We start from the raw sequence: 25,798 nt of genomic DNA on the forward strand, positions 1-25,798 counted from the left end.
ATTTAAACAAAAAACCCTTGAGAAAGAATTCTCAAGGGTTTAATATAATATAAATTAAACTTAAAGATTAGGTAAATCGCCGTTGCCTTTTGTAGGTAAATTGGTAAAATCCATCAAATAATTATCGACTTCTCTTGCGGCCTCACGACCTTCAGAAATTGCCCAAACAATTAACGACTGTCCTCTTCTCATATCACCAGCTGTGAATATATGTGGAATATTAGTTTGGTAATTAGTGGCAAAATAATTGTTTCGCGCATCGATTTTTATTCCTAATTGATCACTCAAGTTTTTTTCAGGACCTGTAAATCCAAGAGCTAACAAAGCTAAATCACAAGGCCAAATTTTTTCTGAACCTTCTTTTTCGATTAGTTCAGGTCTTTGACCGGGCTTTAGTTTCCATTCTACTTCAATAGTTTTCAAACCTACTAATTGGCCACTTTCATTGGTGAGAAATTCTTTAGTGTTGATTAACCAGTTTCTTCCACAACCTTCTTCGTGTGAAGAAGATGTTTTTAATTGCAAAGGCCAAAATGGCCAAGGTGTGGTTTCGCTTCTTCCAATGGGTGGTTTTGGCATGATTTCAAAATTGGTTACAGATAACGCTCCGTGTCTATTAGAAGTTCCTACGCAATCAGATCCAGTATCTCCTCCACCAATAACAATTACATTTTTACCCGTTGCTTTAACTTGGTTTTCAATTTTTTCGCCATATAAGGATTTAGTTTGCTGTGTTAAAAATGTCATTGCTTGAACCACTCCTTTACTTTCAATACCTTTTGTTGGTAAACTTCTGCTTTCAGTTGCACCACCGCATAATACGATAGAATCAAAACTATTTAATTGATCAATACTGTAATTTACTCCAACATTTACATTGGTTTTAAAAACAATTCCTTCGGCTTCTAAAATAGCAACACGTCTGTCAATTATTCCTTTTTCTAATTTGAAATTCGGAATTCCGTAACGCAATAATCCGCCTATGGCGTCGTCTCTTTCGAAAACGGTTACACTGTGACCGGCACGATTTAATTGTTGTGCAGCCGCTAAACCAGCAGGACCAGAACCGATAACTGCTATAGTTTTTCCAGTTCTAACTTCTGGTGGTTGTGGTTTGATCCAACCTTCGGCGAAACCTCTTTCGATAATGCTTTTTTCAATATTTTCGATTGCCACTGGATCTTTTATGATTCCCAAAACACATGATTTTTCACATGGCGCGGGACATAAACGACCTGTAAACTCAGGAAAGTTATTTGTTGATTGTAAAATATCCAAGGCACTTTGCCATTCTTCTTGATGCACCATATCGTTAAAATCCGGAATTAAATTCCCTAACGGGCAAGCACTGTGACAAAAAGGAATGCCACAATCCATACATCTCGAACCTTGTTCTTTTATTTTATCTTTTGCCAACGGAACCGTAAACTCATTGTAATTTACAACTCGTTCCGCAACAACTATATTACTTTCGTCAGCTCTATTAAATTCTTTAAATCCACCTATCTTGCCCATAACTATTGTGCTATTAGTTCTTCTAATTGATTTTCTTTAGCTATTCTTATCAATGCTTTTTTGTATTCTGTTGGCATTACTTTGATAAAATGCTTCTGTTGATTTTCCCAGTCACCAAGGATTCGTTTGGCCAAAGGACTATTGGTGTACATAGAATGATTGCGAATCAAACGTCTTAGTTTTACCAAGTCATCTTCTTCTAATGTTTCTAATTCGACCATTTCCATATTGCATAAACCATTTTCGAATTGTTTTTTATCGTCAAAAACATAAGCTATTCCGCCGCTCATACCAGCAGCAAAATTTCTACCTGTTTTGCCAAGTACAACTACGGTTCCACCTGTCATATACTCACATCCGTGATCTCCAATTCCTTCGACTACGGCGGTTGCGCCAGAATTTCTAACACAAAAACGTTCCCCAGCAATACCGTTGATATAAGCTTCGCCGTTTATTGCCCCATAAAGCGCCACATTACCTGCTATAATATTTTCTTCAGGTTTGAAAGTGGCAGTAGGAGGAACCTTGATGATTAATTTCCCGCCAGAAAGGCCTTTACCTAAATAATCATTGCAGTTTCCGTGAATTTTATAGGACAATCCATTGGTTGCAAAAGCACCAAAACTTTGTCCTGCGGAACCTTCAAAATCGACTAATATAGTGTCATCAGGCAAACCTTGTGCACCGTATATTTTAGAAATTTCGTTGCTCAAAATTGCACCAACGGCACGATCTGTATTTTTTATTTTGAAAGTAACCCTTGTTCTTTCTTTTCTGTAAATTGAAGGAAGTGCCGCTTTTATGATGTCAAAATCTAGAACATTTTCTAAAGCGTGATCTTGGGTTGTTGTATTGTGATTAGGTACAACATTTGCTTTTTCTGGTTTGTATAGGATTGTCGATAAGTCTAGACCGCTTGCTTTATAGTGTTTAATGGCTTTGTTGACATTCAGTTTTTGAGACTGTCCCACCATTTCTTTCAAGGTTCTAAAGCCAAGTTGCGCCATAATTTGTCTCAACTCTTCGGCAATAAAATACATAAAGTTGATGACGTGTTCTGGAGTTCCTTTGAAGTTTTTTCTTAATTCAGGATCTTGTGTTGCAATACCTACTGGGCAAGTATTCAAGTGACAAGCTCTCATCATAATACATCCTGAAGCCACTAATGGTGCTGTTGCAAAACCAAATTCTTCCGCTCCAAGTAAAGCAGCGATAGCTACATCACGACCGGTTTTTAGCTGGCCGTCACATTCTAAAACTACACGGCTTCTTAAATCATTCAAAATTAGGGTTTGCTGTGCTTCGGCTAATCCAAGTTCCCAAGGAATTCCGGTATGTTGTAAGGAAGTTAAAGGTGCAGCACCTGTTCCTCCATCGTATCCAGAAATCAAAATCACGTCGGCTTTTGCTTTGGCAACACCGGCAGCGATTGTTCCAACCCCAACTTCGGAAACTAACTTAACGTTAATTCTAGCTTCACGATTGGCATTTTTTAAATCGAAAATTAATTGGGATAAATCCTCAATAGAATAAATATCGTGATGCGGTGGAGGTGAAATCAGTCCAACATAAGGTGTTGAATTTCTCACTTTAGCAATCCAAGGATACACTTTTTCGCCAGGTAATTGTCCACCTTCTCCAGGTTTTGCACCCTGGGCCATTTTTATTTGAATCTCTTTGGCATTCGTTAAATAATTGATGGAAACACCAAATCTTCCCGAAGCCACTTGTTTGATGGCGCTATTTCTAGAATCACCATTCAAGTCTTTTTGAAAGCGTTTTGGATCTTCTCCACCTTCTCCAGAATTACTTTTTCCACCAATTCTGTTCATGGCAATTGCTAAATTCTCATGAGCCTCTAGACTGATAGATCCATAAGACATCGCGCCAGTTTTGAATCTTTTTACAATTTCTGTCCAAGGTTCTACTTCATCGATTGGAATAGGATCGAGATTATTAAATTCAAATAACCCTCTGATGGTCATTAAGTTTTTGCTTTGGTCATTGACCATATCGGCATATTCCTTATAACTTTCAGGACTGTTCAATCGAACCGCTTGCTGTAATTTTGCAATCGTGGTAGGGTTAAACATGTGTTTTTCGCCATTACGTCTCCATCTGTAAATCCCTCCAATTTCTAAAGGCAATAAACTGGCAACTTTTGAATTTGGAAAAGCTTTCTGGTATCTTTTTTTGACTTCTTTTTCTACTTCCATCAAGCCAATTCCTTCGATTCGGGATGGAGTGTTCGGAAAATATTTAGAAGATAATGTTTTATTTAATCCCAAAATTTCAAAAATTTGTGCCCCTCTGTAAGAATGTAAGGTAGAGATACCAATTTTATTCATAATTTTAAGGATTCCTTTTGCGATTGCTTTGTTGAAATTTTTAATTGCATAATCAGCATTTACATTGGTAATAAACCCTTTGTTAACTTGGTCACGTATGATTTCGTTTACCATGTAAGGATTAATAGCACTTGCTCCATAACCAAATAATAAAGCAAAATGATGTGGTTCGCGAGGTTCTGCGGATTCGATTATAATTCCGAATTTCGAACGAGCTTTTAACGAATTTAAAGAATGATGAATGTATGAACAGGCTAATAACATTGGGATTGGCGCCATTTTTTCACTAACGCTCCTATCAGAAAGAATAACAATGTTGCAACCCTCTGATACCGCTTTGAAAGTGGCATTCACACATTTTTCTAACGCTCTTTCCAATCCATTAACTCCTTTTTCTATTTCGTATAATGTAGAAATAGTTGTTGATTTGAAGTCGGGATGATTGATGTTGCTTATTTTGTCCAAATCTTCGTTTGAAATAACTGGATTTTGGATTTTTAATTTCTTGCAGTGTTTTGGTGCAATATCAAAAATATTGTAGTCACCACCAATTGCCAAACTGATGTCGGTTATGATTTCTTCACGAATTCCATCTAAAGGTGGATTTGTAACTTGTGCAAATAATTGTTTGAAATAATTGTATAAGAGTTGGGGTTGATCTGATAAAATAGCTAGCGGCGTATCATTTCCCATTGAGCTAATTGCTTCATAACCAATAGCCCCCATTGGATTTATTATGGTTTTCAAATCTTCTATTGTATAGCCAAACATTCTTTGACGCGTTTCGAAATCTGCGGTTTCAACAGGGATAACATTGTCAGTATATGGAATTTGTGACAAATTAAGCAAGTTTTCGTCTAGCCATTCTTTGTATGGATGTTTACTTACGATTGAATTTTTTATTTCATCATCTTCAATAATTCTTCCTTCATTCATATCGACAAGGAACATTTTTCCTGGCTCTAAACGACCGTGCTGAACAACATTTTCTGGTTTAATGTCAAGGACACCAATTTCTGATGACATAATCACAAAGCCATCTTTTGTAAGGGTGTAGCGTGAAGGTCTCAATCCATTTCTGTCTAACAATGCTCCAATCACATTTCCATCCGTAAACGGAATAGAAGCTGGTCCATCCCATGGTTCCATGATACAAGCATTGTATTCGTAAAACGCTTTCTTTTCTGCTGACATGGTTTGGTGTCTTTCCCATGCTTCGGGAACCACCATCATCATTGCTTCTGGCAAGGAACGTCCGGTCATCAATAACAATTCGACAACCATATCCATCGAAGCAGAATCTGATTTTCCTTCTAATATTATTGGAAATAATTTTTTGATATCGTCACCAAAAACATCACTTTGCATCAATTCTTCCCGAGCGCGCATGCGACTAATGTTTCCGCGAAGCGTGTTGATTTCACCATTATGGCACATATATCTAAATGGTTGTGCCAATTCCCATGAAGGAAAAGTATTGGTAGAAAAACGTTGGTGAACCAAGGCTAGTCTTGTGACTAAATCGCTATCCAACAAATCAATATAATAAGGACTAATATCTTCAGGTCTCAGTAACCCTTTATATATGATGGTAGTTGTAGAAAAACTTGAAAAATAGAACATATGGCATTCAGAAATTTTCGAATTTCGGATCGTATGTTCTGCAAATTTTCTTGCGGCAAACATTTTGGCATTGAATTGTTGCTCTGTAAGTTCTAATCCGTTTTTGCCAACGAAAACCTGTTTTACGGTAGGTTCTTTTTCACCGGCAATTTGTCCTAAGTTAGATGCGTCAACAGGAACGTCTCTCCATCCTAAAATTTGAAGATTTTGATTTCGTATCGAGTCTTCAAAAGTAGTTTTGCAAAAAACAGTCTGGTTTATGCTTTTTGGCATAAAAACCATTCCTACGGCATATTCTCTTGGTTCTGGAATTTCAAAATCGCAAACTTTCTTGAAAAATACATGAGGTATATCAAATAATATTCCTGCTCCATCTCCAGTTCTTCCGTCAGAACTTACGGCACCACGATGATCCAGGTTAATTAAAATATCGAGTGCTTTATGAATAATGTCATTCGACTTGATTCCATTTAAATTGCAAATAAATCCTGCGCCACAGTTGTCGTGTTCAAATTCGGGCAAATAGAGGCCTTGTTCTTTAACTTTCATCCTTAATTATTTTTTACAAAAATAAAGATTTCATTAATTATTATGGATTTTAAAGGTCATGTTTCCTGTATTTTTATTGTAATAATAGAAAAACGTATATTAAATAGTGATAAATCATTTTGACACATTGAAATTGTCAAATTCACAATTCATTTTAGTTTATTTTTTTTATTTTAGCATTAAACTAGAAAAATTCCTGTTTTCATAAAGGATTCTCAATCGTTATAGTAGTTTTGAATTCAATAATTCTTATTTTTAGCTTCCTAAATTCCATATTTCATAAATAACCAAATCCAAATAATTAGCCATAAATATTATTTCAGTTTTATTAATAGAAAAAGATTTTAGTTTAGGATGAATTTGTTATTTTTGTGGCACTTTATTTCTGGAATAAATTCAGAATCTTGTCAAATATTTTAATATGGATATACACGAATACCAAGGAAAAGAAATACTTGCCAGTTATGGCGTAAAAGTGCAACGTGGTTATGTTGCAAACAATCCCCAAGAAGCAGTTGCTGCTGCAAAACAATTAACGGCCGAAACAGGAACGGGTTGGCATGTTATAAAAGCTCAAGTTCACGCAGGTGGTCGTGGGAAAGGGGGTGGCGTTAAGCTTGCAAAAAATCTTCAACAAGTTGAGGAAATTGCAGGACAAATTATAGGGATGAATTTAATTACACCTCAAACATCTGCTGAAGGTAAAAAAGTGCACAAAGTTTTAGTTGCTGAGGACGTTTATTACCCTGGAGAAAGTGAAACTTCTGAGTTTTATATGTCGGTTTTATTGAATAGAAGTAAAGGTCGCAATATGATTATGTACTCTACCGAAGGTGGAATGGATATTGAACATGTAGCTGAACACACACCACATTTAATTTTTACCGAAGAAATTGATCCTTCTTTAGGATTACAAGGTTTTCAAGCTAGAAGAATCGCCTTTAATTTAGGTCTTTCTGGAAATGCTTTTAAAGAAATGACTCAATTTGCAACTTCTTTGTATAATGCTTACATTGGTTCTGATGCTTCCATGTTTGAAATTAATCCAGTTTTAAAAACTTCAGATAACAAGATTATAGCTGTTGATGCCAAAGTAAATTTAGATGACAACGCTTTGTATCGTCATCCGAAATTAGCCGAAATGCGGGACGTTCGTGAGGAAAATGCAATTGAGGTTGAAGCAAAAGAAGCAGGATTAAATTACGTTGATCTTGATGGAACTGTAGGTTGTATGGTAAATGGAGCCGGACTTGCTATGGCAACGATGGATTTGATAAAATATGCAGGTTTTGAACCAGCAAACTTCTTAGACGTTGGTGGAACTGCCGATGCAAAACGGGTAGAATTGGCTTTTCGTATCATTTTGAAAGATCCAAATGTGAAAGCAATTTTGATCAATATTTTTGGTGGTATAGTTCGTTGTGATCGTGTGGCACAAGGAGTTGTTGATGCTTACAAAAATATGGGTGATGCGATTAAAGTGCCAATTATTGTTCGTTTACAAGGAACTAATGCGGTAATCGCAAAAGAATTAATTGATAATTCTGGAATGCCAATTTTATCGGCTGTTGAGTTTCAAGAAGCAGCGGATCAAGTAAAAGTAGCGCTTTCTTAATTATAGAAATAGTTATATGAATATAAGCTATAGAAACATACTGCAGTGGTCTCTACTATGATTTCTTGTTTTTTCCGAAATTATATTTCACTTTTTCTACCACTTTAATTTTGTTATTTCCTTTTGGAAATTCTTTTTTTGAAGTTCTTTTGGCAGCAGGTTTCGATTTAGAAGGACTTTGATCGCCTCTCGCTTTATCTTCGTCTTTTGGTTTTGGTTTGAATTCAGCTCTTTCTGAAGCTCCTTCTTTTACTGGAATCTGGGCTTTATGTTTTGCCAAAACGGCTGTTGGATTTTTCGGATTTTCCTTGGTTCCACGAAGGTGAATCACCAATCCGTTTAGGAAATTCCGTAATACTTGGTCGCCACATTCCACGTAATTTTCGTGGTCTTCGGCACGGAAAAAAGCACCCAACTCCGATTTCGAAATCCTGAAATCTACTAATTCTAGTATTTCAACTATTTGATCGTCTCGTAACATCAAGGCAACACGTAGTTTTTTGAGTATATCGTTGTTTGTCATTTTCATAATGTAATAAGTTTAAAGATAAAAGGTTTAAAACCTAATTTAAAAAAGGCAAAGATACGCTTTTACAAAACCATCTCTCCATAATTTTTAGTATGGTATAACCAAATTATTTCATAGTTTTTAATTGTGGCGCTTAAATCACAAAGGTTGTTATTTGTTTTGAAACAGAACTTTCTTGAGCCTTCAATACATTTGAATGATATAAAAATAGAAATAAATACAAAAGGACTTTTTTCATCTTTAGATTTTTTCTTGCAATGATTTTATGGCATCTCGCAATTTTGCGGCTTGCATAAAATCCAAGTCTTTTGCGGCTTTCTCCATTAATTTTCGTTTTTCGCGAATTCTTTTTTCGATTTCAGGTTTAGAAAGATATTCCGTTTTGGGCTCTGCTGCTATTGAAGTTGTGTAGCCCAATTCATAATCCACCAAAGGATTTTTGGTAAAGGCACTTTCTATTTTCTTGTTTAAAGATTCCGGAACTTGGTTGTTTTCAATGTTGAAATTAATTTGTTTCGTTCTGCGATAATTAGTTTCATCAATCGTCTTTTGCATACTCGCCGTAATCTTGTCCGCATACATAATCGCCTTTCCGTTGAGGTTTCTCGCCGCACGCCCTATGGTTTGTGTAAGCGAGCGATGACTTCGTAGAAAACCCTCTTTGTCGGCATCGAGAATCGCGACCAAGGAAACTTCGGGTAAATCTAGTCCTTCACGCAATAAGTTGACGCCAATCAAAACATCAAAAATTCCTTTTCGCAAGTCCTGCATGATTTCGATGCGTTCCAATGTGTCCACATCCGAATGGATATAACTGCAACGAATGCTTACTTTTGCCAAATATTTTGCCAATTCTTCTGCCATTCTTTTAGTCAAAGTGGTGACTAAAACACGTTCGTCAATCTCGGCTCTGGCTTGAATTTCCTCTATCAAATCATCAATTTGATTCAGGCTTGGGCGAATTTCGATAATGGGATCCAATAATCCCGTAGGTCGAATGACTTGTTCTATATAAACACCGTCGGTTTTTTGTAATTCATAATCTGCCGGTGTTGCCGAAACATAGATGACCTGGTTTTGCATTGCTTCAAATTCCTCAAACTTCAACGGGCGATTGTCCATTGCAGCTGGAAGCCTAAAACCATATTCTACCAAGTTTTCCTTTCGGCTTCTGTCGCCTCCATACATGGCATGCACTTGAGAAAGTGTGACATGACTTTCGTCAACGACCATCAAGAAGTCCTTTGGAAAATAATCCAACAAACAAAACGGTCTCGTGCCGGCTTGTCTTCCGTCGAGGTAACGGGAATAGTTTTCGATACCGGAACAATACCCTAGTTCCCGAATCATTTCTAAATCGAAATTGGTGCGTTCTTCCAGTCTTTTGGCTTCTAAATATTTGCCGATTTCCTTGAAATAATCGACTTGTTTGACCAAGTCCTGTTGGATTTCCCAAATGGCATTTTGCAAAACATCGGGCGAAGTAACAAACATATTTGCAGGATAAATCGTGAGTTGCTCGTGCTTTTCGATTACTCGTGAATTCTTTACGTCAAAAGATTCTATTTCTTCAATCTCATCGCCAAAGAAGTGAATTCGAAATGCATCGTCGGCATAACTCGGATAAACCTCGAGCGTGTCGCCTTTTATTCTAAAATTTCCTGGATTGAAATCGGCTTCGGTTCTGGAATATAAACTTTGAACCAAACTATGTAATAATTTGGTACGGGAAATAATTTGGTTTTTCTCTATTGCAATGACATTTTTCTGAAATTCTACGGGATTTCCAATACCGTAAATACAAGAAACCGATGCCACAACTATGATGTCTCTTCGTCCCGAAAGTAGGGAAGAGGTAGTGCTCAGACGCATTTTTTCCAATTCTTCATTGATGGATAAGTCCTTTTCAATGAAGACACCGGAAACAGGCATAAAAGCTTCAGGTTGGTAATAATCGTAGTAAGAAACAAAATATTCTACGGCATTATTTGGAAAAAATTGCTTGAATTCGGAATATAATTGCGCTGCCAGGGTTTTGTTGTGTGCCAAAATCAAAGTTGGTTTTTGGACTTCCTGAATGACGTTGGCCACTGTAAAAGTTTTCCCGGAACCGGTAACACCCAATAAAGTTTGATAGCGTTCGCCCGCCTCAATGCCTTGAGTTAATTTTTCAATGGCTTGTGGTTGGTCGCCTTTTGGTAGATAATCGGATACAACTTGGAATTTCATTTAAAAAGATTCAGAGTTGCAAAGTTACAAAGTTTATTATCATTGTAATCGAAAGTTAAATCCAAAAAAAAGAGGCTGCCCGTTTAGGACAGCCTCTTCAATAAAAAGAAAATATATTTTAGAAATTATAACTTAATCTAGCGAACACAAAACGACCGTTTTGTCCAAATTGAGATACGTTTCTTGAATATATAAATTGGTTTGAACTTTTTAATGATTCTAGATTTTCATCTGGATAAACATCAAAAAGATTATTTGCACCAACTACAATTTTAGCACTTTCTGTAAATTTATATCCTACAGATAGGTCAGTTATTACTTTTGCTCCCCAAACTGGGTGTTCAACATTAACTGTTTTACCATTAATTATTGCAGTATCTACTTTTCCATCTCCATTAGCATCACCTGTATTAGGATCTGTAACTTGACCGAAATATACGTTTCTTAAAAAGAAATCGAATTTTTTAACGGTCATAGAGTTAGTTAAATTAGCCTTAACTCTTGGTATAGCTTCTTGAAGATATACTCTACTTGATTCAGAATAGTAACTGTTTATTTGACCTGCATCTTCTAATATTTTAGAGGCATGAATAGAACCTACTCTTTTTGTACTAGAAAGCGTTCCTGATAAATCAGTTTTCAAAGTCAATCCATTTCCGATGTTAGCTTTATGGCTAATAACGATATCAATTCCTTTTGATTCAGTATCAATTGCATTGGAAAAGAAAGAGGCTTTAGTCGCTCCAGCTTGATTAAAAAGAGTTACTAATTCAGGAGTGTTTGGAACGAACTGATCTGTAAGTACTACTCTGTCATCAATTCTCACGATATAAGCATCAGCAGTTAAAGTGATTTTTGCATCTGGAATTTTAGCAGTAAAACCAACACTCGCACTTTGAGATTCTTCTTGTTTCAATTGTGGGATACCCAACAGTTTAGCCACTTGAGAATCATTACTAAACGTACCCACTTCTGATGGAACTCCGTTTGTAAATAAAGTGGAAGTGGAATTAAAATAAATTTGGTGTAACGAAGGCGCTCTAAATCCTGTTGATACCGCACCACGTAGGTTAATGTTATCTGTTAATTTATAACGAGTTGCCAATTTGTAATTGGTTGTATTACCAAAATCAGAATAGTTTTCATAACGAAGCGCTCCGTTCAACAACCATTTTTCAGTAACATCATATTCTAAATCAGTGTATAAAGCAACACTGTTACGTCCATTATCAATTGCATTTGCAGGTCTAAAACCTGGAAATACTTGCGCACCACCTGGTCTAACGGCACCATAGAAATCAGTTGGCAAAAGATTACTTTCTGAAGGAATTCCAGAAGCAACATTTCCATTGATATCATATTGATTGTATGAATCTGGAACCCCCGCATTAATGGTAAAGTTTTCATGACGGTATTCTGAACCAAAAGCTACATTTAATTTGTCGAATTTTTTGTTAATATCAAAATTGGTTGTGTTTTGAGAAAATGCCAATCCACCAGCATCAAATTCAGTTGGAGAGTCTTCTCTTAGTGTGGTATTTAATGTGTTTTCGATGTTGTAATCAAAACTATTTTTACCGTAAGTATTACTTAAATCAAAGTTCCAAGTTTTGAATATTTTACCTCTTAAACCAGCAGCAACAGATAAATCTTTGATAGTAGAATGAATTTCAGGTAAGAAACCATTTGGAAATATAGCGGTATAAGCTCTAGATTGATTTGGTTTTCTGAAAAAACCTTCCGCTTGACCAGTTCTATGACTAGTTCCTCCAAAAGCATACACTTCAAGATCTTCATTGATAGGGTAAGCACCATTTACAAAAAACTGCGCACTTTCTAGAGAAGATTGTCCCACTTTCATGTTAAAATTGCTTCTTTCTAATCCTCTATAGGCTAATTCTCCTTCAGTAGCGTCAAATTTTAATGCTGCTTGCATTGCCCCAATAGTTGAAGCGTTGCTAATTGCAGTTTGTTGTGCACTTGTAAAATAACTTACTTGAGGAGCATAAGTATGAATAGCTGAAAGGATTTGAGCAGAATTGGGAGTGTTTGTAATATTTCCCCATAAAGCGTTAATGTTTGTTCCAGCTTGAGATGCTCTTTGTTCAACAGCATTAAAAGCACTTAATAATTCTCCTGTTACATCTCTTGTTCTACTAGTTTGGTCTCTTAGCTGAAAACTACCAGTAACATTGATGAAACTTTTATCTTTACCAAGACCAGTTCCGTAGTTCAAATCAAGTTGGATATTGTTACCATCATTCCCGCCGGTATGGTCGTTTGCATTTTTAGAATAATGACTTCCTCCAAAAAGAGCAATGTCTAATTTGTTGGTAGCTTTTTTTACATTGATGTTGATAACACCAGCAATAGCATCAGAACCATATTGAGCAGAAGCACCATCTCTAAGAACCTCAATTCTGTCTATTGCAAATGCTGGAATAGCGTTTAAATCTGTTCCTACAGCTCCTCTTCCTGGTGATCCATTAATGTTTACTAAGGAAGAATTATGTCTTCTTTTTCCATTCACTAATACTAAAACTTGATCTGGTCCTAAACCTCTTAATTGAGCTGGGTCAATGTGGTCTGTTCCATCCGCTACTGTTGTAGTGTTTGAAGTAAACGAAGGCGCTACCATGTTCAAAATTTGATTTAAATTGACCTGTGGCCCTTGTGAAGCAATATCTTTCATGCTAATCACATCAATTGGCACTGCAGATTCGGTAATTGTTCTTGCAGAGCTACGAGAACCTATAACAACAACATCTTGAAGCAATTCGCCACTTGTTACTAAGCTAACATTTACTGTTGAACCTTTTACAGTGATTGATTTAGTTTCAAAGCCAATAAAAGAAACAAGTAGGACATCTCCAATTTTTGCATTGATTGTAAATTTTCCGTCAAAATCAGCTGAAGCTCCATTTTGAGTTCCTTTTACATTGATTGATGCACCTGCTAATGGTGCTTTTGAGTCGTCAGTAACGACTCCAGAAACTTTAATTTCTTGGGCAGTAATACTTGCCGTGAAAATTAAAGTTAGAATAAAAAATAATTTTTTCATTTTTTTTTTTTTTTTGAGTTTAAGACACGAAAGTAAACAATTAATTAGTCTTTCCTAATATCTATGTAAATAAAAACATAAAGTTAAAAAAATGTTGTTTTTTAATAACTTTTTGATAAAAAATAAGCGAATAAGTTACCAAGTTTACAATGCTTAAATTAGTTTAATATTAATCAGAGAACTAGTTATTTTTAAAACTTCCACGCTTTTTTTTGGGCTTCTGTTAGGAAAGTCCATGCCAGGATTCGGCTTGTTTTTTGACCTTGTGCCATGTCAATTGTTTTTACTTCGGCGACATTTACTTTATTCAAGGTTTTGTAAAAACTAGAAAGATTTTCTTTCTTAGAAACTAATGTAGTAAACCAAAGGATTTGCATTGGGTATTTGGCACTTTCGAAAATCATTTGAGTAACGAAACCGAATTCACCTCCATCACACCACAATTCGGCGTTTTGTCCGCCAAAATTTAGGACTGGGTCTTTAGTTCGGGTATTTTCTAAATTATTGACTTTGCGAATAGCCGCTTTTGTAGCTTCTTCCTTGGAATTATGAAAAGGAGGATTGCATATAGTGAGAGCAAATTTATCTTCGGGAGTGATTATGTTTTTGAATATAAAACGGGATTCTATTTGCAGTTGCAAGCTTATTGCATCCATCAATTTCGGATTATCTTCAATGATTTTTTTGCAATTTTGAATGGCTTTTTCATCGATTTCCGTTCCTACGAATGACCATCCATAAACAGAATTTCCCAAAATTGGATAAATGCAATTGGCACCAATACCAATATCCAAAACTTGTACGTTTTCGCCTTCAGGAATAATTCCGTTATTGGTCGAAGCCAATAAATCAGCGATATAATGAATGTAATCAACTCGTCCCGGAATTGGAGGGCAAAGATAATTTTCTGGAATATCCCAATTTTGGATGTCGTAATCTGCCATCAATAATGCTTTATTGAGTGCTTTTACAGCTTTGGGATTGCTGAAATCAATGGTTTGTACCGAATCTTCTGGATTGTGTATATTGTTGCCGACAAATTTTTGCAGTTCAGGATAAATGGCAATCAATTGTTCAAAATTATATCCTAATCGATGCAGATTTCTGGGATGTAAATTGGTTTTTTCGGTAATCGTTTTCGGTTTCATTTTTTCCATTTCGAGACAAAGATAGTTGTAAAATAAGAATTTTAGATTTTAGAGCTCGGATTTTAGATTTGGTGTTGATAAATAAAAAAGATTATTGATTTATGGGATCAAAAATCTGCAATCTAAAATTTAATCCCAACATTCCATCAACAGTAAGTCGCCGCCTTTATGTTCTATTCTTACTAATCCATCTGCTGTAACGTGATTGCTGCTTCCGGTTCGGTAGCCAATGGTTAAAGTGTCATTTTCTAAAGGATAAAATAAATTCTTGGAATGAATTCCCGTCACATTCCCAATGGGAATCAATGAAATGGGCGTATTTGCGGGATACCATTTTTCGAACTTTTTTGGCAATAAGAATATTTTGGAGTGATCGTCGAGAACCACAATCTTTAAGGTGTCCCTGTATTGAGTAATATTCGTGATGTTAGTTATGGTGTGATCAGCTCGCTTCCCGGTTGCCCAAACCACATTCACCGCAGGAATTTTTCTCTCTATTAAATAGTCGAAAGCTTTTTCTAAATCCGTTTTGTTTTGATCTAAAGTGTGGACAATTTCTAGTGGATATTGTTTTTCCTTGTAATAATTGGGATCAAAACCTCGGTCGAAATCACCAAGTAAAACATCTACTTTGATACCCAATTCCAAAACCCGATCCATTGCCGAGTCGAGAACGATTACTAAAGGTGACCATTCGAGCAATTGCCCTAACAATTCAATATTACAGGAAGCACCATTAGCTATTATTAATGCTGGTTCTTGGTCGTCGCGAACAATGTGGTGTGAAGACATAGTTTATTATGAATTACAAATTGAAAATTACGATTGCAAAGATAGTGTTTCATAATTCGTAATTTTTAATTCGTAATTATTTTAGCCAGGATAGAAAATGATTCTTACTGTATTACGTAATTTCGGGTATCTACTTCGCTTAAAGAAAAATAACCCAAGGCATAGTTGTCTATATTTGTTGTGTTAATTATGTTTCCCCTAATGGTTGACTGCGGAGATTGAAACGGTCTCCCTCCGCTGTTTCCAGCAAGGCTTACTAAAACACTCATATAGTTGTAATATGTTTTTGAAACCCCTAAATGGCTTATTTGCACGGTGTCTCCTATTTTTAATTCGCTATTTCGGGAAATGCTGAAGAATTCGTTTCCTTGATAAAACGTATCTTCATTTACATTATAATTCGATTTCACTTGGTTTGAATACAGGTATTTGAACAAATAATAATTATTTTCATTTGAAGGGTCATTGTAGAACGCTTTAATTTCAATGGTGCTTCCATTAAATCCTTCTTGGTAGTTTTGAACGATTTTTGTGATGGGTGCAACTGCCTTAAGTGTTTCGGTGGCCGTGTAGGTTTGTCCATCGCTAATGATGGTTAAGATATAAGTTTCGTTGATTATAGGAACAAAATTGCTGCAAATATATTCACCTGAGTTGGGTTTTTCAACAAAATTAAAAACGGCATTGAAGCCATTTTTGATAAATACGGTGGCTCCCGAAAATTTTGGAATTACATTGCTGTAATAGTCAGTAGTCGTTGATAATTTTATTTTTTGTTCATTTCCAGCAGTTCCTCTTAACCAGTTTATAGAGGCTTCTATAACTAGTTTTGGAGGAGCCGTATTCAAATTTACAGAAACGACATCTTCACAACTATTGAAGAGAATAGCAATTAAAACCACGAAAAAGAGGGTTGCTTTTTTCATTTTCTTAAAATTTAAAATTATAACTAACGGCAGGGACCATCCCAAAGATGGAAGTTTTCACAGCTTCGTTTTCGCCAGTGTCGATATTTTGTCTGAAATTTATTGATGCTGCATTTTTTCGATTATAGAGATTATAAATGCTAAAAACCCATTCGCTTTTCCAGTTTCGTTTGTCATTTTTGTGAGGTGTCAAAGAAGCCGATACATCCAAGTGATGATAGGCGGGAAGGCGGTTTTCATTTCTTAATCCATAGCTTGGAATGGTCATTTCTAGATATTCATATTGGCCGTTCGGGTACGTTACAGGTTGACCCGTTTGGTAAATGAAATTGGAAGCAAAAGACCATTTTTTATTTAAATTATAAGAGCCTGTGATGGCTATATTATGTGTTTTGTCATAAACAGAATTATACCAATTTCCGTTGTTGATTCCTGTTTCGCTTGGAGTTCTTCCGGGGGTTTGTTGTTCTGATTTTGATAAAGTATACGAAATCCAGCCATTCCATTTTCCTTCATTTTTTCGAAACATAATTTCCAAACCATATGATCTTAACTGTCCATTCAAGATAACTTGTTCGATGGCGTTGTTGGCAACTAAATTGGCTCCGTCAATATAATCCAATCGGTTTTGCACTTCTTTATAATAGGTTTCTATTTCGAGGGAATACAAATTTTCCTTGAAATTCCTGAAATAGCCCAACGCCACTTGATCGGCAATTTGCGGTTTGATAAAATTATCGATTGGTGTCCATACATCTAATGGAGTAGGAGACGAGGTGTTCGAAATGAGTTGTAAATACTGAACCATTCGATTGTAGCTTGCCTTTACAGACTGGTTTTCATGGAGTTCAAATCCGATAGAAAATCTTGGTTCCAAGTTGCCATAGCTTTGAATTACTTGATTTTTGCCGTAGAATTTAGTTTCAATAGGAGTTGCTTTTTCATAAATCTGCATATCCGGATTGAAAATCACGGGATTATTGTTGGCATAGATATTCAGGGTTGATTGTCCAAGACGATAAAACTGGCTGTATCGAAGTCCATAAGAAAGTGATATTTTTTGCGATATTTCCTGTTCAGCATTGATGTATAGAGCGGGTTCAAATGCATATTTTTTGTCCAATTGTAGAAAATTAATACCTGAATTCAGATTTGATGGTTGAATAACTCCTGGATTAAATTCATAATAAATGACATTTACACCATAATTCAATTTGAATTTATCGGAAATATAATTCTTAAAATCATATTTAATATTGTAATTTTTGATGCCCGAATCCCATTTGAAACCTACAAAATCCAAGTTTAAACCATAATAATAATCACTGTAAATTAGAGATAAATTCGAAAATAATTTATCGGAAAATAAATGACTCCATCTCAGATTTAAGGTAGAATTCCCATAGGTATTTGTAAAACTCTTGTTCAAAGAAAAAACATCTCTACCAAAATATCCCGACAAGTATAGATTGTTGTTTGGGTTAATTTTGTAACTTAATTTGGTGTTTAAATCATAAAAATAGGCAGAATTATTTTTTTGTTTTTCGGATAATTTTAGGAACAAATGGGCATAGGAAGCCCGACCGCCAATTAGAAAAGAACCCTTGTCTTTCACGATTGGTCCTTCAGCCAAAAGCCTGCTAGAAATCAAACCAATTCCTCCATTTACGTGAAATTCTTTGCTGCTCCCATCCTTTTGGTAAATATCTAAAACCGAGGAGGCTCTTCCTCCAAAACGAGCGGGAATACCACCTTTATATAATTTTAAATCTTTGATAGCATCGGGATTAAAAACGGAGAATAAACCAAAAACATGGGAAGAATTAAAGATTGTGGCTTCATCTAGTAAAATTAAATTCTGGTCGGCACCGCCACCACGAACATTGAAACCGGAAGCGCCTTCTCCAGCATTAGTAATTCCAGGGAGTAATAAAATAGATTTTAAAACATCGACTTCTCCAAGAATAACTGGCATTTTTTTGATGTTTGAAATAGAGAGTTTATTTACACTCATTTCCGGTCTTCGAATTACGGCAGCATTCTTATTGTCAAGAATAACGACTTCTTGTAAAACGGTTTCGTCGCCAATAAGTTTGAAATTGTTTTTTATGTTATTATTCAAATTTATGGTTTCTTCTATAGTTTGATACCCCAAGGAAGTTATCTGAACTTTATAAATACCTTTTGGCAGCGTAAGCGAATAAAACCCATATTCATTTGTGGGAATTACTGTTTTTAATTCGGGAATCGAAACATTTACGCCAATCAAAGTTTCGTTGCTATTAGCATCGGTAATTGTTCCACTAAGCGTAAATTTTTCCTGAGAAAAAGAAGACAGACTCGAAACTATAACGAGAAATAACGGGAGAATTTTCTTTAAAACCATGGATGAAATTTTAACTGCAAATTTCGCTAATTTAAAACTATATCGAGAGTTAACAAGTGTTAAAATGTTATTAAGTAAAAAAGACAACTGCTTCCAGTTGTCTTTTTAGAAGTATTTATAATAGAAAAAATTAAGCTAGTTTCGCTTCCAAATTTTCTTTTATTGCTGCTAAGAAAGCTTCGGTAGTCAAATAGTCAGCTTCTGTCATTCCTTCTGGTTTCACTAGAATTGCTAAATCTTTAGTCATTTTTCCACTTTCAACGGTATCAATACAAACTTGTTCTAAAGTATGGCAAAAATCTATTAATTCTTGATTTCCGTCCAATTTTCCTCTGTGTTCTAAACCTCTAGTCCAAGCAAAAATACTAGCAATTGGGTTTGTAGAAGTAGCTCTTCCTTTTTGGTGTTCTCTATAGTGACGTGTTACCGTTCCATGTGCTGCTTCTGCTTCTACAGTTTTTCCATCAGGAGTTACTAAGACAGAAGTCATTAGGCCTAAAGAACCAAATCCTTGTGCAACGGTATCAGACTGAACATCGCCATCATAATTTTTGCAAGCCCAAACAAATCCACCATTCCATTTCATACAAGATGCAACCATGTCATCAATAAGCCTGTGTTCGTAAGTAATTCCGACAGCTTCGAATTGTGCTTTATAATGTCCTTGGAAAACTTCTTCGAAAATATCTTTAAAACGCCCATCATATGCTTTCAAAATCGTATTTTTTGTCGAAAGAAACAAGGGCCATTTTTTAGTCAAAGCCATTTGGAACGAAGAATGTGCAAATCCGTATATGCTTTCATCGGTGTTGTACATTGCCATTGCAACCCCATCGCCTTGATAATCATAAACTTCCCAGGTTTTGGTTTCCCCTTCTTCAGGAACGAAAGTCATTGTTAATTTTCCTTTTCCTTTGATAACGGTATCGGTGGCTTTATACTGATCTCCAAAAGCATGACGACCAATAACGATTGGTTTTGTCCAGCCTTGAACGTATCTAGGTACATTTTTCATAATGATTGGCTCCCGGAAAACGGTTCCTCCTACGATGTTACGAATAGTTCCGTTTGGAGATTTCCACATTTTAGAAAGATTAAATTCTTTGACACGATCTTCATCAGGAGTAATGGTGGCACATTTGATTCCAACATTGTATTTTTTGATGGCTTCCGCCGAGTCAATCGTTATTTGATCTTTAGTAGCTTCGCGGCTTTCAATTCCTAAATCATAATACTTGATATCTAATTCCAAGAAAGGAAGGATTAATTTTTCTTTTATAAAAGACCAAATAATTCGAGTCATTTCATCTCCATCCAATTCAACTACTGGATTAGCTACTTTAATTTTTGTCATAATGTATTGATGTAAATATTATATTTTATAATGTGCGCGGCAAAGGTAATAAAACGTTATCGTAAAATGGAATGCGTTTTTATTAAGTTTATTAATCCCACTTATAAAATTATGAATTCTTTGTTTTTTGCTTTCATAAATGAGAATAAAAAAAATAGAATGATTTTTATTGTCAAATTATGAATTCGACAGTCTAATTTTTATCAAAAAAAAGTCCCGAAAAACATCGGGACTTTATTATAAAGAGATGTTTGACTATCTTCTTTTATCTCTAATCTTAGCTTTTTTACCAGTAAGTTCTCTAAAGTAGAAAATTCTAGCTCTACGAACAGCACCTTTTTTGTTTATTTCAACTTTTTGTAAAGCGGGTAAGTTTACTGGGAAGATACGCTCTACTCCAATTGCACCTGACATTTTACGAATGGTAAAAGTTTCTGTGTTTCCAGAACCTCTTCTTTGAATAACAACACCTTTAAAAAACTGTGTTCTTGTTTTTTCACCCTCTTTAATTTCGTAATAAACGGTGATGGTATCACCAGCTCCGAAAACAGGGAAATCTTTTTTTGCAACTAATTCGTCTTTAACGAATTTCATTAAATCTGCCATTTTATTGTATAATTATGGTTTTAAATCGGAGCAACATTCACGGTTTTCGCCAGAGGTTGGTCTAATGTGGGCGCAAATGTAAAAAAAAATGTTCAAAGTTTAAAGTTTAAAGTTCAAAAAGTTTTTTACATCAACTTTTAGTTTCCCCTTTGGGAGTTAAGGGGCTTATTCTTCTAATAAATCCGGTCGTCGATTCTTCGTATGTTCATAAGCCATGTCTTCACGCCATTTATCGATTTTGGCAAAATTTCCGCTGGTTAAAACTTCGGGGACTTTCCAGCCTTTGTAGTCGGCAGGTCTTGTATATATTGGACCTGACAATAAATTGTCCTGAAAACTATCTGTCAAAGCGGAGGTTTCATCGCTTAAAACTCCGGGAATTAAACGAATTAAAGTATCGCATAAAACCAAAGCACCTAATTCGCCACCGCTTAAAACATAATCACCAATCGAGATTTCTCTGGTGATAAAATGATCACGAACGCGTTGATCTACACCTTTATAATGTCCGCAAAGAATGATTATATTTTCATACATCGACATGGTATTGGCCATTTTCTGATTCAAAGTTTCTCCGTCAGGCGACATATAAATGATTTCGTCGTAGGTTCTTTCGCTTTTCAAATGGGTTATACAATCATCAATAGGTTGTATATTCATTACCATTCCGGCACCACCTCCATAAGGGTAATCATCTACACTCTTCTGCTTGTTAGTTGTGTAATCCCGTAAATTGTGAAAATGTACTTCTACGATTTCTTTGTCAATAGCACGTTTCATCATCGAAGCCTCAAACGGACTTCGTAATAATTCAGGTAAAACGGTAATAATATCGATGCGCATAATTTATTTTCTAGGTTACAAAGGTACGAAGTTTTGTAGATTGAAAAGTTCAAGGTTTCCAAATTTTCAAATTCTCTATTTAATTCGTAAATTTGCATTTCAATAAATAAAAATAAAAAATGGAAAACGGAATATACGCTAAATTCAACACCACAAAAGGTGCAATTTTAGTAAAACTATCACATGATTTAACACCAGGAACTGTAGGAAACTTTGTAGCTCTTGCCGAAGGAAATATGGAAAATAAAATTAAACCTCAAGGAGTTAAATTCTACGATGGTTTAAATTTTCATAGAGTAATTCCGAATTTTATGATTCAAGGGGGTTGTCCTCAAGGAACTGGAACTGGAGATCCAGGATACAAATTTGATGATGAATTTCACCAAGATTTGCGTCACGATACGCCAGGTGTATTGTCTATGGCAAACTCAGGTCCAGGTTCAAACGGATCTCAATTTTTTATCACGCACGTGGCAACACCTTGGTTAGATGATAAACACACCGTTTTTGGAAATGTAATTGAAGGTCAAGGTGTTGTTGATGCAATTGCTCAAGGCGATACATTAGAAACGCTTGAAATTATTAGAGTAGGTGAGGAAGCTAAAAATTGGAATGCAATTGAAGCTTATGTTGGTTTAAAAGGAGCTCGTTTAAAAAAACAAGCAACTTTAAAAGCAGAATCGGAAGCAAAAATGGAAAAATTGGCTGCTGGTTTCGAAAAAACAGAAAGCGGTTTGCGTTACCAATTCATCCAAAAAGGCGATGGAAAACAAGCCGAAAAAGGGAAAACAGTTGCTGTTCATTATGAAGGTTCATTAGAGAACGGAAAAGTTTTTGACTCTTCTTATCCAAGAAAAAAACCAATCGAATTTAAATTAGGAATAGGTCAAGTTATCGAAGGTTGGGATGAAGGTATAGCTTTGTTAAGAGTGGGAGATAAAGCTCGTTTTGTAATTCCATCCGATTTAGGCTACGGTCCTGCAGGAGCTGGAGGAGCAATTCCACCTAACGCTACTTTGATTTTTGACGTTGAATTAATGGACGTAAAATAATCTTAATATAAGGAGCAATCTTATTTTAAAACTTCCAGTCTTTCAAAGGCTGGAAGCTTTTTTTTTAGAAAACTTTTATTTTTTCCACTTAATATTACATCCAATACTCGGTTTTTGATTGGGATTGCTAATTCGGTTATAAACAACGCTGTCAATCGCACCACGCAAATCATTTCCACTCAACGGGATTCCGTTTCCTGGTCTGCTGTCATCAAGTTGACCGCGATAAACTAATTTATTTTGTCTGTCGAATAAAAAGAAATCAGGCGTGCAGGCAGCATCATATGCTTTTGCTACTTCCTGACTTTCGTCGTATAAATAGGGAAATTCAAAATTGTTTTCGAAAGCGAATTCGGTCATTAATTCAGGGGAATCCTGTGGAAAATTTATGACATCATTACTGGAAATTGCTAAAACGCCAAGACCCTGCACTCTGTAATCATTTGCAATTCGCACTACTTCATCAATAACGTGATGCACAAACGGGCAATGGTTACAAATAAACATTACCAAAGTTCCTTTTTCTCCTTTTATATCCGCAAAAGAGAAATAAGCATTGTCAATAGCGGTGTCTTTTATATAAAACTCAGGAGCAATTGTTTCAAGTTCCAGCATATTCGATGGGGTCCGTGACATAAATTGTGTTTTTTGTGTTTAAAGTTTAAAGTTACTAAAAAAGGATTGTTTTTTAGGCAAAAAACAGTAATTTAGTCCATAAATTTTAATACTAAAACCTTAAATTTTGAATGGATTTAACTTGGACTGAATTCGAAAAAGTAGAAATGCGTGTGGGTACAATACTGGAAGTCAATGAGTTTCCTGAAGCAAGAAAGCCCGCCTATCAACTTACGATTGATTTTGGTTCTGAAATTGGTATTCGAAAAACATCGGCGCAAATCACTAAACGCTATCAAAAAGAAGAATTAATTCAAAGACAAATTGTTGCTGTAGTAAATTTTCCCAAAAAGCAAATTGGAAAATTCTGGAGCGAATGTCTTATTTTAGGAGCAATGGGAGAGGATGGGGATGTTATTTTATTAGCGCCCAATTTTAAGATAGAAAATGGTTTGCGAATTGGTTAATAAGTACTCACGAATATTTTGAAGAATACATTTATAAATAATAGCTAACAAATACCATTATGAAAAAATTGTTGATTTCTTTTATTTTTACTGGTTTTTTATCCTTGGCTTATGCACAAGAGTCTAAAAACCAAGCAGCAGCGGCAAAAGTTCCCGCGGCTAAAGAAGCAAGTTTTGAATCAGATATTAAATTCAATCCTGATTCAAATGTAATTACACAACACATCACTACAATTAAAGGTCAACGGGTTCCTTTTCAAGCTATTACTGGAACAATGCCGGTTTGGGACGAAGAAGGTAAGACTATAGCAGGTTTGTTTTATACGTATTATGAACGTTCGGATGTTAAAGACCGTTCCACGCGTCCTTTGATTATTTCATTTAATGGTGGACCAGGTTCTGCTTCTGTTTGGATGCAAATTGCTTATACAGGTCCCCATTTGCTTAATATTGACGATGAGGGGTATCCGGTTCAGCCCTACGGAATTAAAGAAAATCCGGAATCCATTCTTGATGTTGCCGATATTGTTTTTGTTAATCCAGTTAATACCGCCTATTCTAGACCTATTAGTAAAGACATTCCAAAGACAAAATTTTTCGGGGTCAATGCCGATATTAAATATTTGGCAGATTGGATCAATAGTTTTGTAACCCGAAATAATCGTTGGGCTTCACCTAAATATCTTATTGGCGAAAGCTATGGAACTACACGGGTCTCAGGACTTGCACTTGAATTACAAGAAAATGAATGGATGTATCTTAATGGGATTATTTTAGTTTCTCCTACAACATTAGGAATTGAACGCGGCGTTGCTTCTCAAGCAGCACTAAAACTGCCTTATTTTGCAGCCACTGCTTGGTTTCATAAAATGTTAGCTTCTGATTTACAGAATAAAGACTTAACCGACATGTTACCAGAAGTGGAGAATTTCACTATAAATGAACTTCTTCCAGCCATAAGTAAAGGAAGTTTTCTAGAAGATCAAAAACGGAATGAAATTGCCGCAAGGATGTCTCGCTATTCTGGTTTATCTGAAAAAGTAATTTTGGATAATAACTTGAACGTTCCATTAAATTATTTTTGGAAGGAATTATTGCGTGATAAAGGATTTACAATTGGTCGTTTAGATTCGCGTTATAGAGGTATTGATGCTAAAGCCGCTGGCGATAGTCCTGATTTTAATCCAGAATTAACTTCTTGGCTTCATTCATTTACGCCTGCAATCAACATCTATCTTCGTAATAATTTGAATTTTAAAACGGATTTAAAATACAATATGTTCGGGGCAGTTCGTCCTTGGGATAATACGGGCGATAACACGGGTGAAAATCTACGCAAAGCGATGGCACAAAATCCATATATGCATTTAATGGTGCAATCAGGTTATTATGATGGAGCTTGTGATTACTTTAATGCGAAGTATAATCTTTGGCAAATGGATCCTAGTGGCAAATTGAAAGAACGGATTTCCTGGAAAGGCTATCGCAGCGGGCACATGATGTATCTTCGATATGAAGATTTAATAAATGCTAATGAGGATATTAGACAGTTTATTAAAGAATCCTTGCAAAAACCAGGTCAACCCGCAAAATATTAAAAAAGTAACGACCGAATTATAAAGTAAAAGTCCAAAAATCGAAAGATTTCTGGACTTTTTTGGTTTGGTTAGTTTTTTGGTTTTGTATGCTAATTAAATGTCATCAAATTCGATATCAGTGAAACTTGATGTTGAAGGTAATTCATCTTCTTCTGTTTTGTCAGAAGTGTATTCTTTTTTGAAATCTTTTTGGTGTCTTTCAGAGATTACTTCCTCGCCTTTATGGTTCAAAACGTAGGAAGTCATTTCGTCAAGAATTTCGGCGAAAGAGGTAAAATCTTCTTTGTATAAATAAATTTTGTGTTTCTTGAAGTGAAAAGAACCATCGGCTTCGGTAAATTTTTTGCTTTCAGTAATGGTAATATAGTAATCGTCCGCTTTTGTGGCTCTTACATCAAAGAAATAGGTTCTTCTTCCAGCTCGTAAAACTTTAGAAAATATCTCTTCTTTTTCTAACATATCATTTTCTCTCATAATCTTTCTGTCAAGTGTGTGTTGTTAAGCAGTAATCAAAAATCTAAAAAATAGTTGTATTACACAAC

Annotated in this window: 18 protein-coding genes; 4 read left to right on the top strand and 14 right to left on the bottom strand. The window is 35.5% G+C overall.

The window, feature by feature from the left end:
* Window positions 1-60: 60 nt before the first annotated feature.
* A complete protein-coding gene (locus tag AABM59_RS08375) occupies window positions 61-1,515 on the bottom strand; it encodes a glutamate synthase subunit beta (RefSeq protein ID WP_338408514.1) in 1,455 nt (484 codons plus the stop codon).
* A gap of 2 nt (window positions 1,516-1,517) precedes the next feature.
* Window positions 1,518-6,035: a glutamate synthase large subunit gene (gene gltB, locus AABM59_RS08380; protein WP_338408515.1), complete on the bottom strand. Its 4,518-nt coding sequence runs from the start codon at window positions 6,033-6,035 to the stop codon at window positions 1,518-1,520.
* A gap of 421 nt (window positions 6,036-6,456) precedes the next feature.
* Here gltB and sucC point away from each other — a divergent pair, with 421 nt between their 5' ends.
* Window positions 6,457-7,650 (top strand): ADP-forming succinate--CoA ligase subunit beta, encoded by a 1,194-nt coding sequence (gene sucC, locus AABM59_RS08385; protein ID WP_338408516.1) that lies wholly within the window; start codon window positions 6,457-6,459, stop codon window positions 7,648-7,650.
* A gap of 55 nt (window positions 7,651-7,705) precedes the next feature.
* Here sucC and AABM59_RS08390 read toward each other — a convergent pair whose 3' ends face one another.
* The 10 genes from AABM59_RS08390 to trmD all read right to left on the bottom strand — a co-directional run bounded on the left by AABM59_RS08390 (window position 7,706) and on the right by trmD (window position 21,524).
* Complete coding sequence (locus AABM59_RS08390; protein ID WP_338408517.1) at window positions 7,706-8,173, bottom strand: DUF1456 family protein; 468 nt, start codon at window positions 8,171-8,173, stop codon at window positions 7,706-7,708.
* A 246-nt stretch (window positions 8,174-8,419) separates the two neighbouring features.
* Window positions 8,420-10,408, bottom strand: coding sequence for an excinuclease ABC subunit UvrB (gene uvrB, locus AABM59_RS08395; RefSeq protein WP_338408518.1), 1,989 nt, complete (start codon window positions 10,406-10,408; stop codon window positions 8,420-8,422).
* 118 nt (window positions 10,409-10,526) lie between these two features.
* On the bottom strand, window positions 10,527-13,469 hold the full coding sequence (locus AABM59_RS08400) for a TonB-dependent receptor (RefSeq protein ID WP_338408519.1): 2,943 nt from the start codon (window positions 13,467-13,469) through the stop codon (window positions 10,527-10,529).
* A gap of 191 nt (window positions 13,470-13,660) precedes the next feature.
* Window positions 13,661-14,617: a 23S rRNA (adenine(1618)-N(6))-methyltransferase RlmF gene (gene rlmF / locus AABM59_RS08405; RefSeq protein ID WP_338408520.1), complete on the bottom strand. Its 957-nt coding sequence runs from the start codon at window positions 14,615-14,617 to the stop codon at window positions 13,661-13,663.
* Window positions 14,618-14,746: 129 nt separating this feature from the next.
* The gene (locus tag AABM59_RS08410) at window positions 14,747-15,409 is read right to left on the bottom strand and encodes a thiamine diphosphokinase (RefSeq protein ID WP_338408521.1); all 663 of its coding nucleotides are present in this window, start codon (window positions 15,407-15,409) and stop codon (window positions 14,747-14,749) included.
* 104 nt (window positions 15,410-15,513) lie between these two features.
* Window positions 15,514-16,335, bottom strand: a complete 822-nt coding sequence (locus AABM59_RS08415; RefSeq protein WP_338408522.1) for a DUF4249 domain-containing protein — start codon at window positions 16,333-16,335, stop codon at window positions 15,514-15,516.
* A gap of 4 nt (window positions 16,336-16,339) precedes the next feature.
* Complete coding sequence (locus AABM59_RS08420) at window positions 16,340-18,721, bottom strand: carboxypeptidase-like regulatory domain-containing protein (protein WP_338408523.1); 2,382 nt, start codon at window positions 18,719-18,721, stop codon at window positions 16,340-16,342.
* 130 nt (window positions 18,722-18,851) lie between these two features.
* A complete protein-coding gene (locus AABM59_RS08425) occupies window positions 18,852-20,075 on the bottom strand; it encodes an NADP-dependent isocitrate dehydrogenase (RefSeq protein WP_338408524.1) in 1,224 nt (407 codons plus the stop codon).
* 255 nt (window positions 20,076-20,330) lie between these two features.
* Window positions 20,331-20,681, bottom strand: a complete 351-nt coding sequence (rplS, locus tag AABM59_RS08430; RefSeq protein ID WP_338408525.1) for a 50S ribosomal protein L19 — start codon at window positions 20,679-20,681, stop codon at window positions 20,331-20,333.
* 165 nt (window positions 20,682-20,846) lie between these two features.
* On the bottom strand, window positions 20,847-21,524 hold the full coding sequence (gene trmD, locus AABM59_RS08435; protein WP_338408526.1) for a tRNA (guanosine(37)-N1)-methyltransferase TrmD: 678 nt from the start codon (window positions 21,522-21,524) through the stop codon (window positions 20,847-20,849).
* 119 nt (window positions 21,525-21,643) lie between these two features.
* On the opposite strand from trmD, the gene AABM59_RS08440 reads away from it, so the two are divergent.
* The gene (locus AABM59_RS08440; RefSeq protein ID WP_338408527.1) at window positions 21,644-22,576 is read left to right on the top strand and encodes a peptidylprolyl isomerase; all 933 of its coding nucleotides are present in this window, start codon (window positions 21,644-21,646) and stop codon (window positions 22,574-22,576) included.
* Window positions 22,577-22,651: 75 nt separating this feature from the next.
* On the opposite strand, the gene AABM59_RS08445 is transcribed toward AABM59_RS08440, so the two are convergent.
* Window positions 22,652-23,212 carry a thioredoxin family protein gene (locus AABM59_RS08445; RefSeq protein ID WP_338408528.1) on the bottom strand — a complete coding sequence of 187 codons (561 nt, stop codon included), beginning with the start codon at window positions 23,210-23,212 and terminating at the stop codon, window positions 22,652-22,654.
* A 110-nt stretch (window positions 23,213-23,322) separates the two neighbouring features.
* On the opposite strand from AABM59_RS08445, the gene AABM59_RS08450 reads away from it, so the two are divergent.
* Window positions 23,323-23,658 (top strand): tRNA-binding protein, encoded by a 336-nt coding sequence (locus AABM59_RS08450; protein ID WP_338408529.1) that lies wholly within the window; start codon window positions 23,323-23,325, stop codon window positions 23,656-23,658.
* 59 nt (window positions 23,659-23,717) lie between these two features.
* Window positions 23,718-25,256, top strand: a complete 1,539-nt coding sequence (locus AABM59_RS08455; protein WP_338408530.1) for a carboxypeptidase — start codon at window positions 23,718-23,720, stop codon at window positions 25,254-25,256.
* Between the two features lie 93 nt (window positions 25,257-25,349).
* Here AABM59_RS08455 and AABM59_RS08460 read toward each other — a convergent pair whose 3' ends face one another.
* The gene (locus AABM59_RS08460; protein ID WP_338408531.1) at window positions 25,350-25,730 is read right to left on the bottom strand and encodes a PUR family DNA/RNA-binding protein; all 381 of its coding nucleotides are present in this window, start codon (window positions 25,728-25,730) and stop codon (window positions 25,350-25,352) included.
* Between the last annotated feature and the right edge of the window lie 68 nt (window positions 25,731-25,798).

The sequence above is a fragment of the uncultured Flavobacterium sp. genome (assembly GCF_963925185.1).
Lineage (GTDB): Bacteria > Bacteroidota > Bacteroidia > Flavobacteriales > Flavobacteriaceae > Flavobacterium.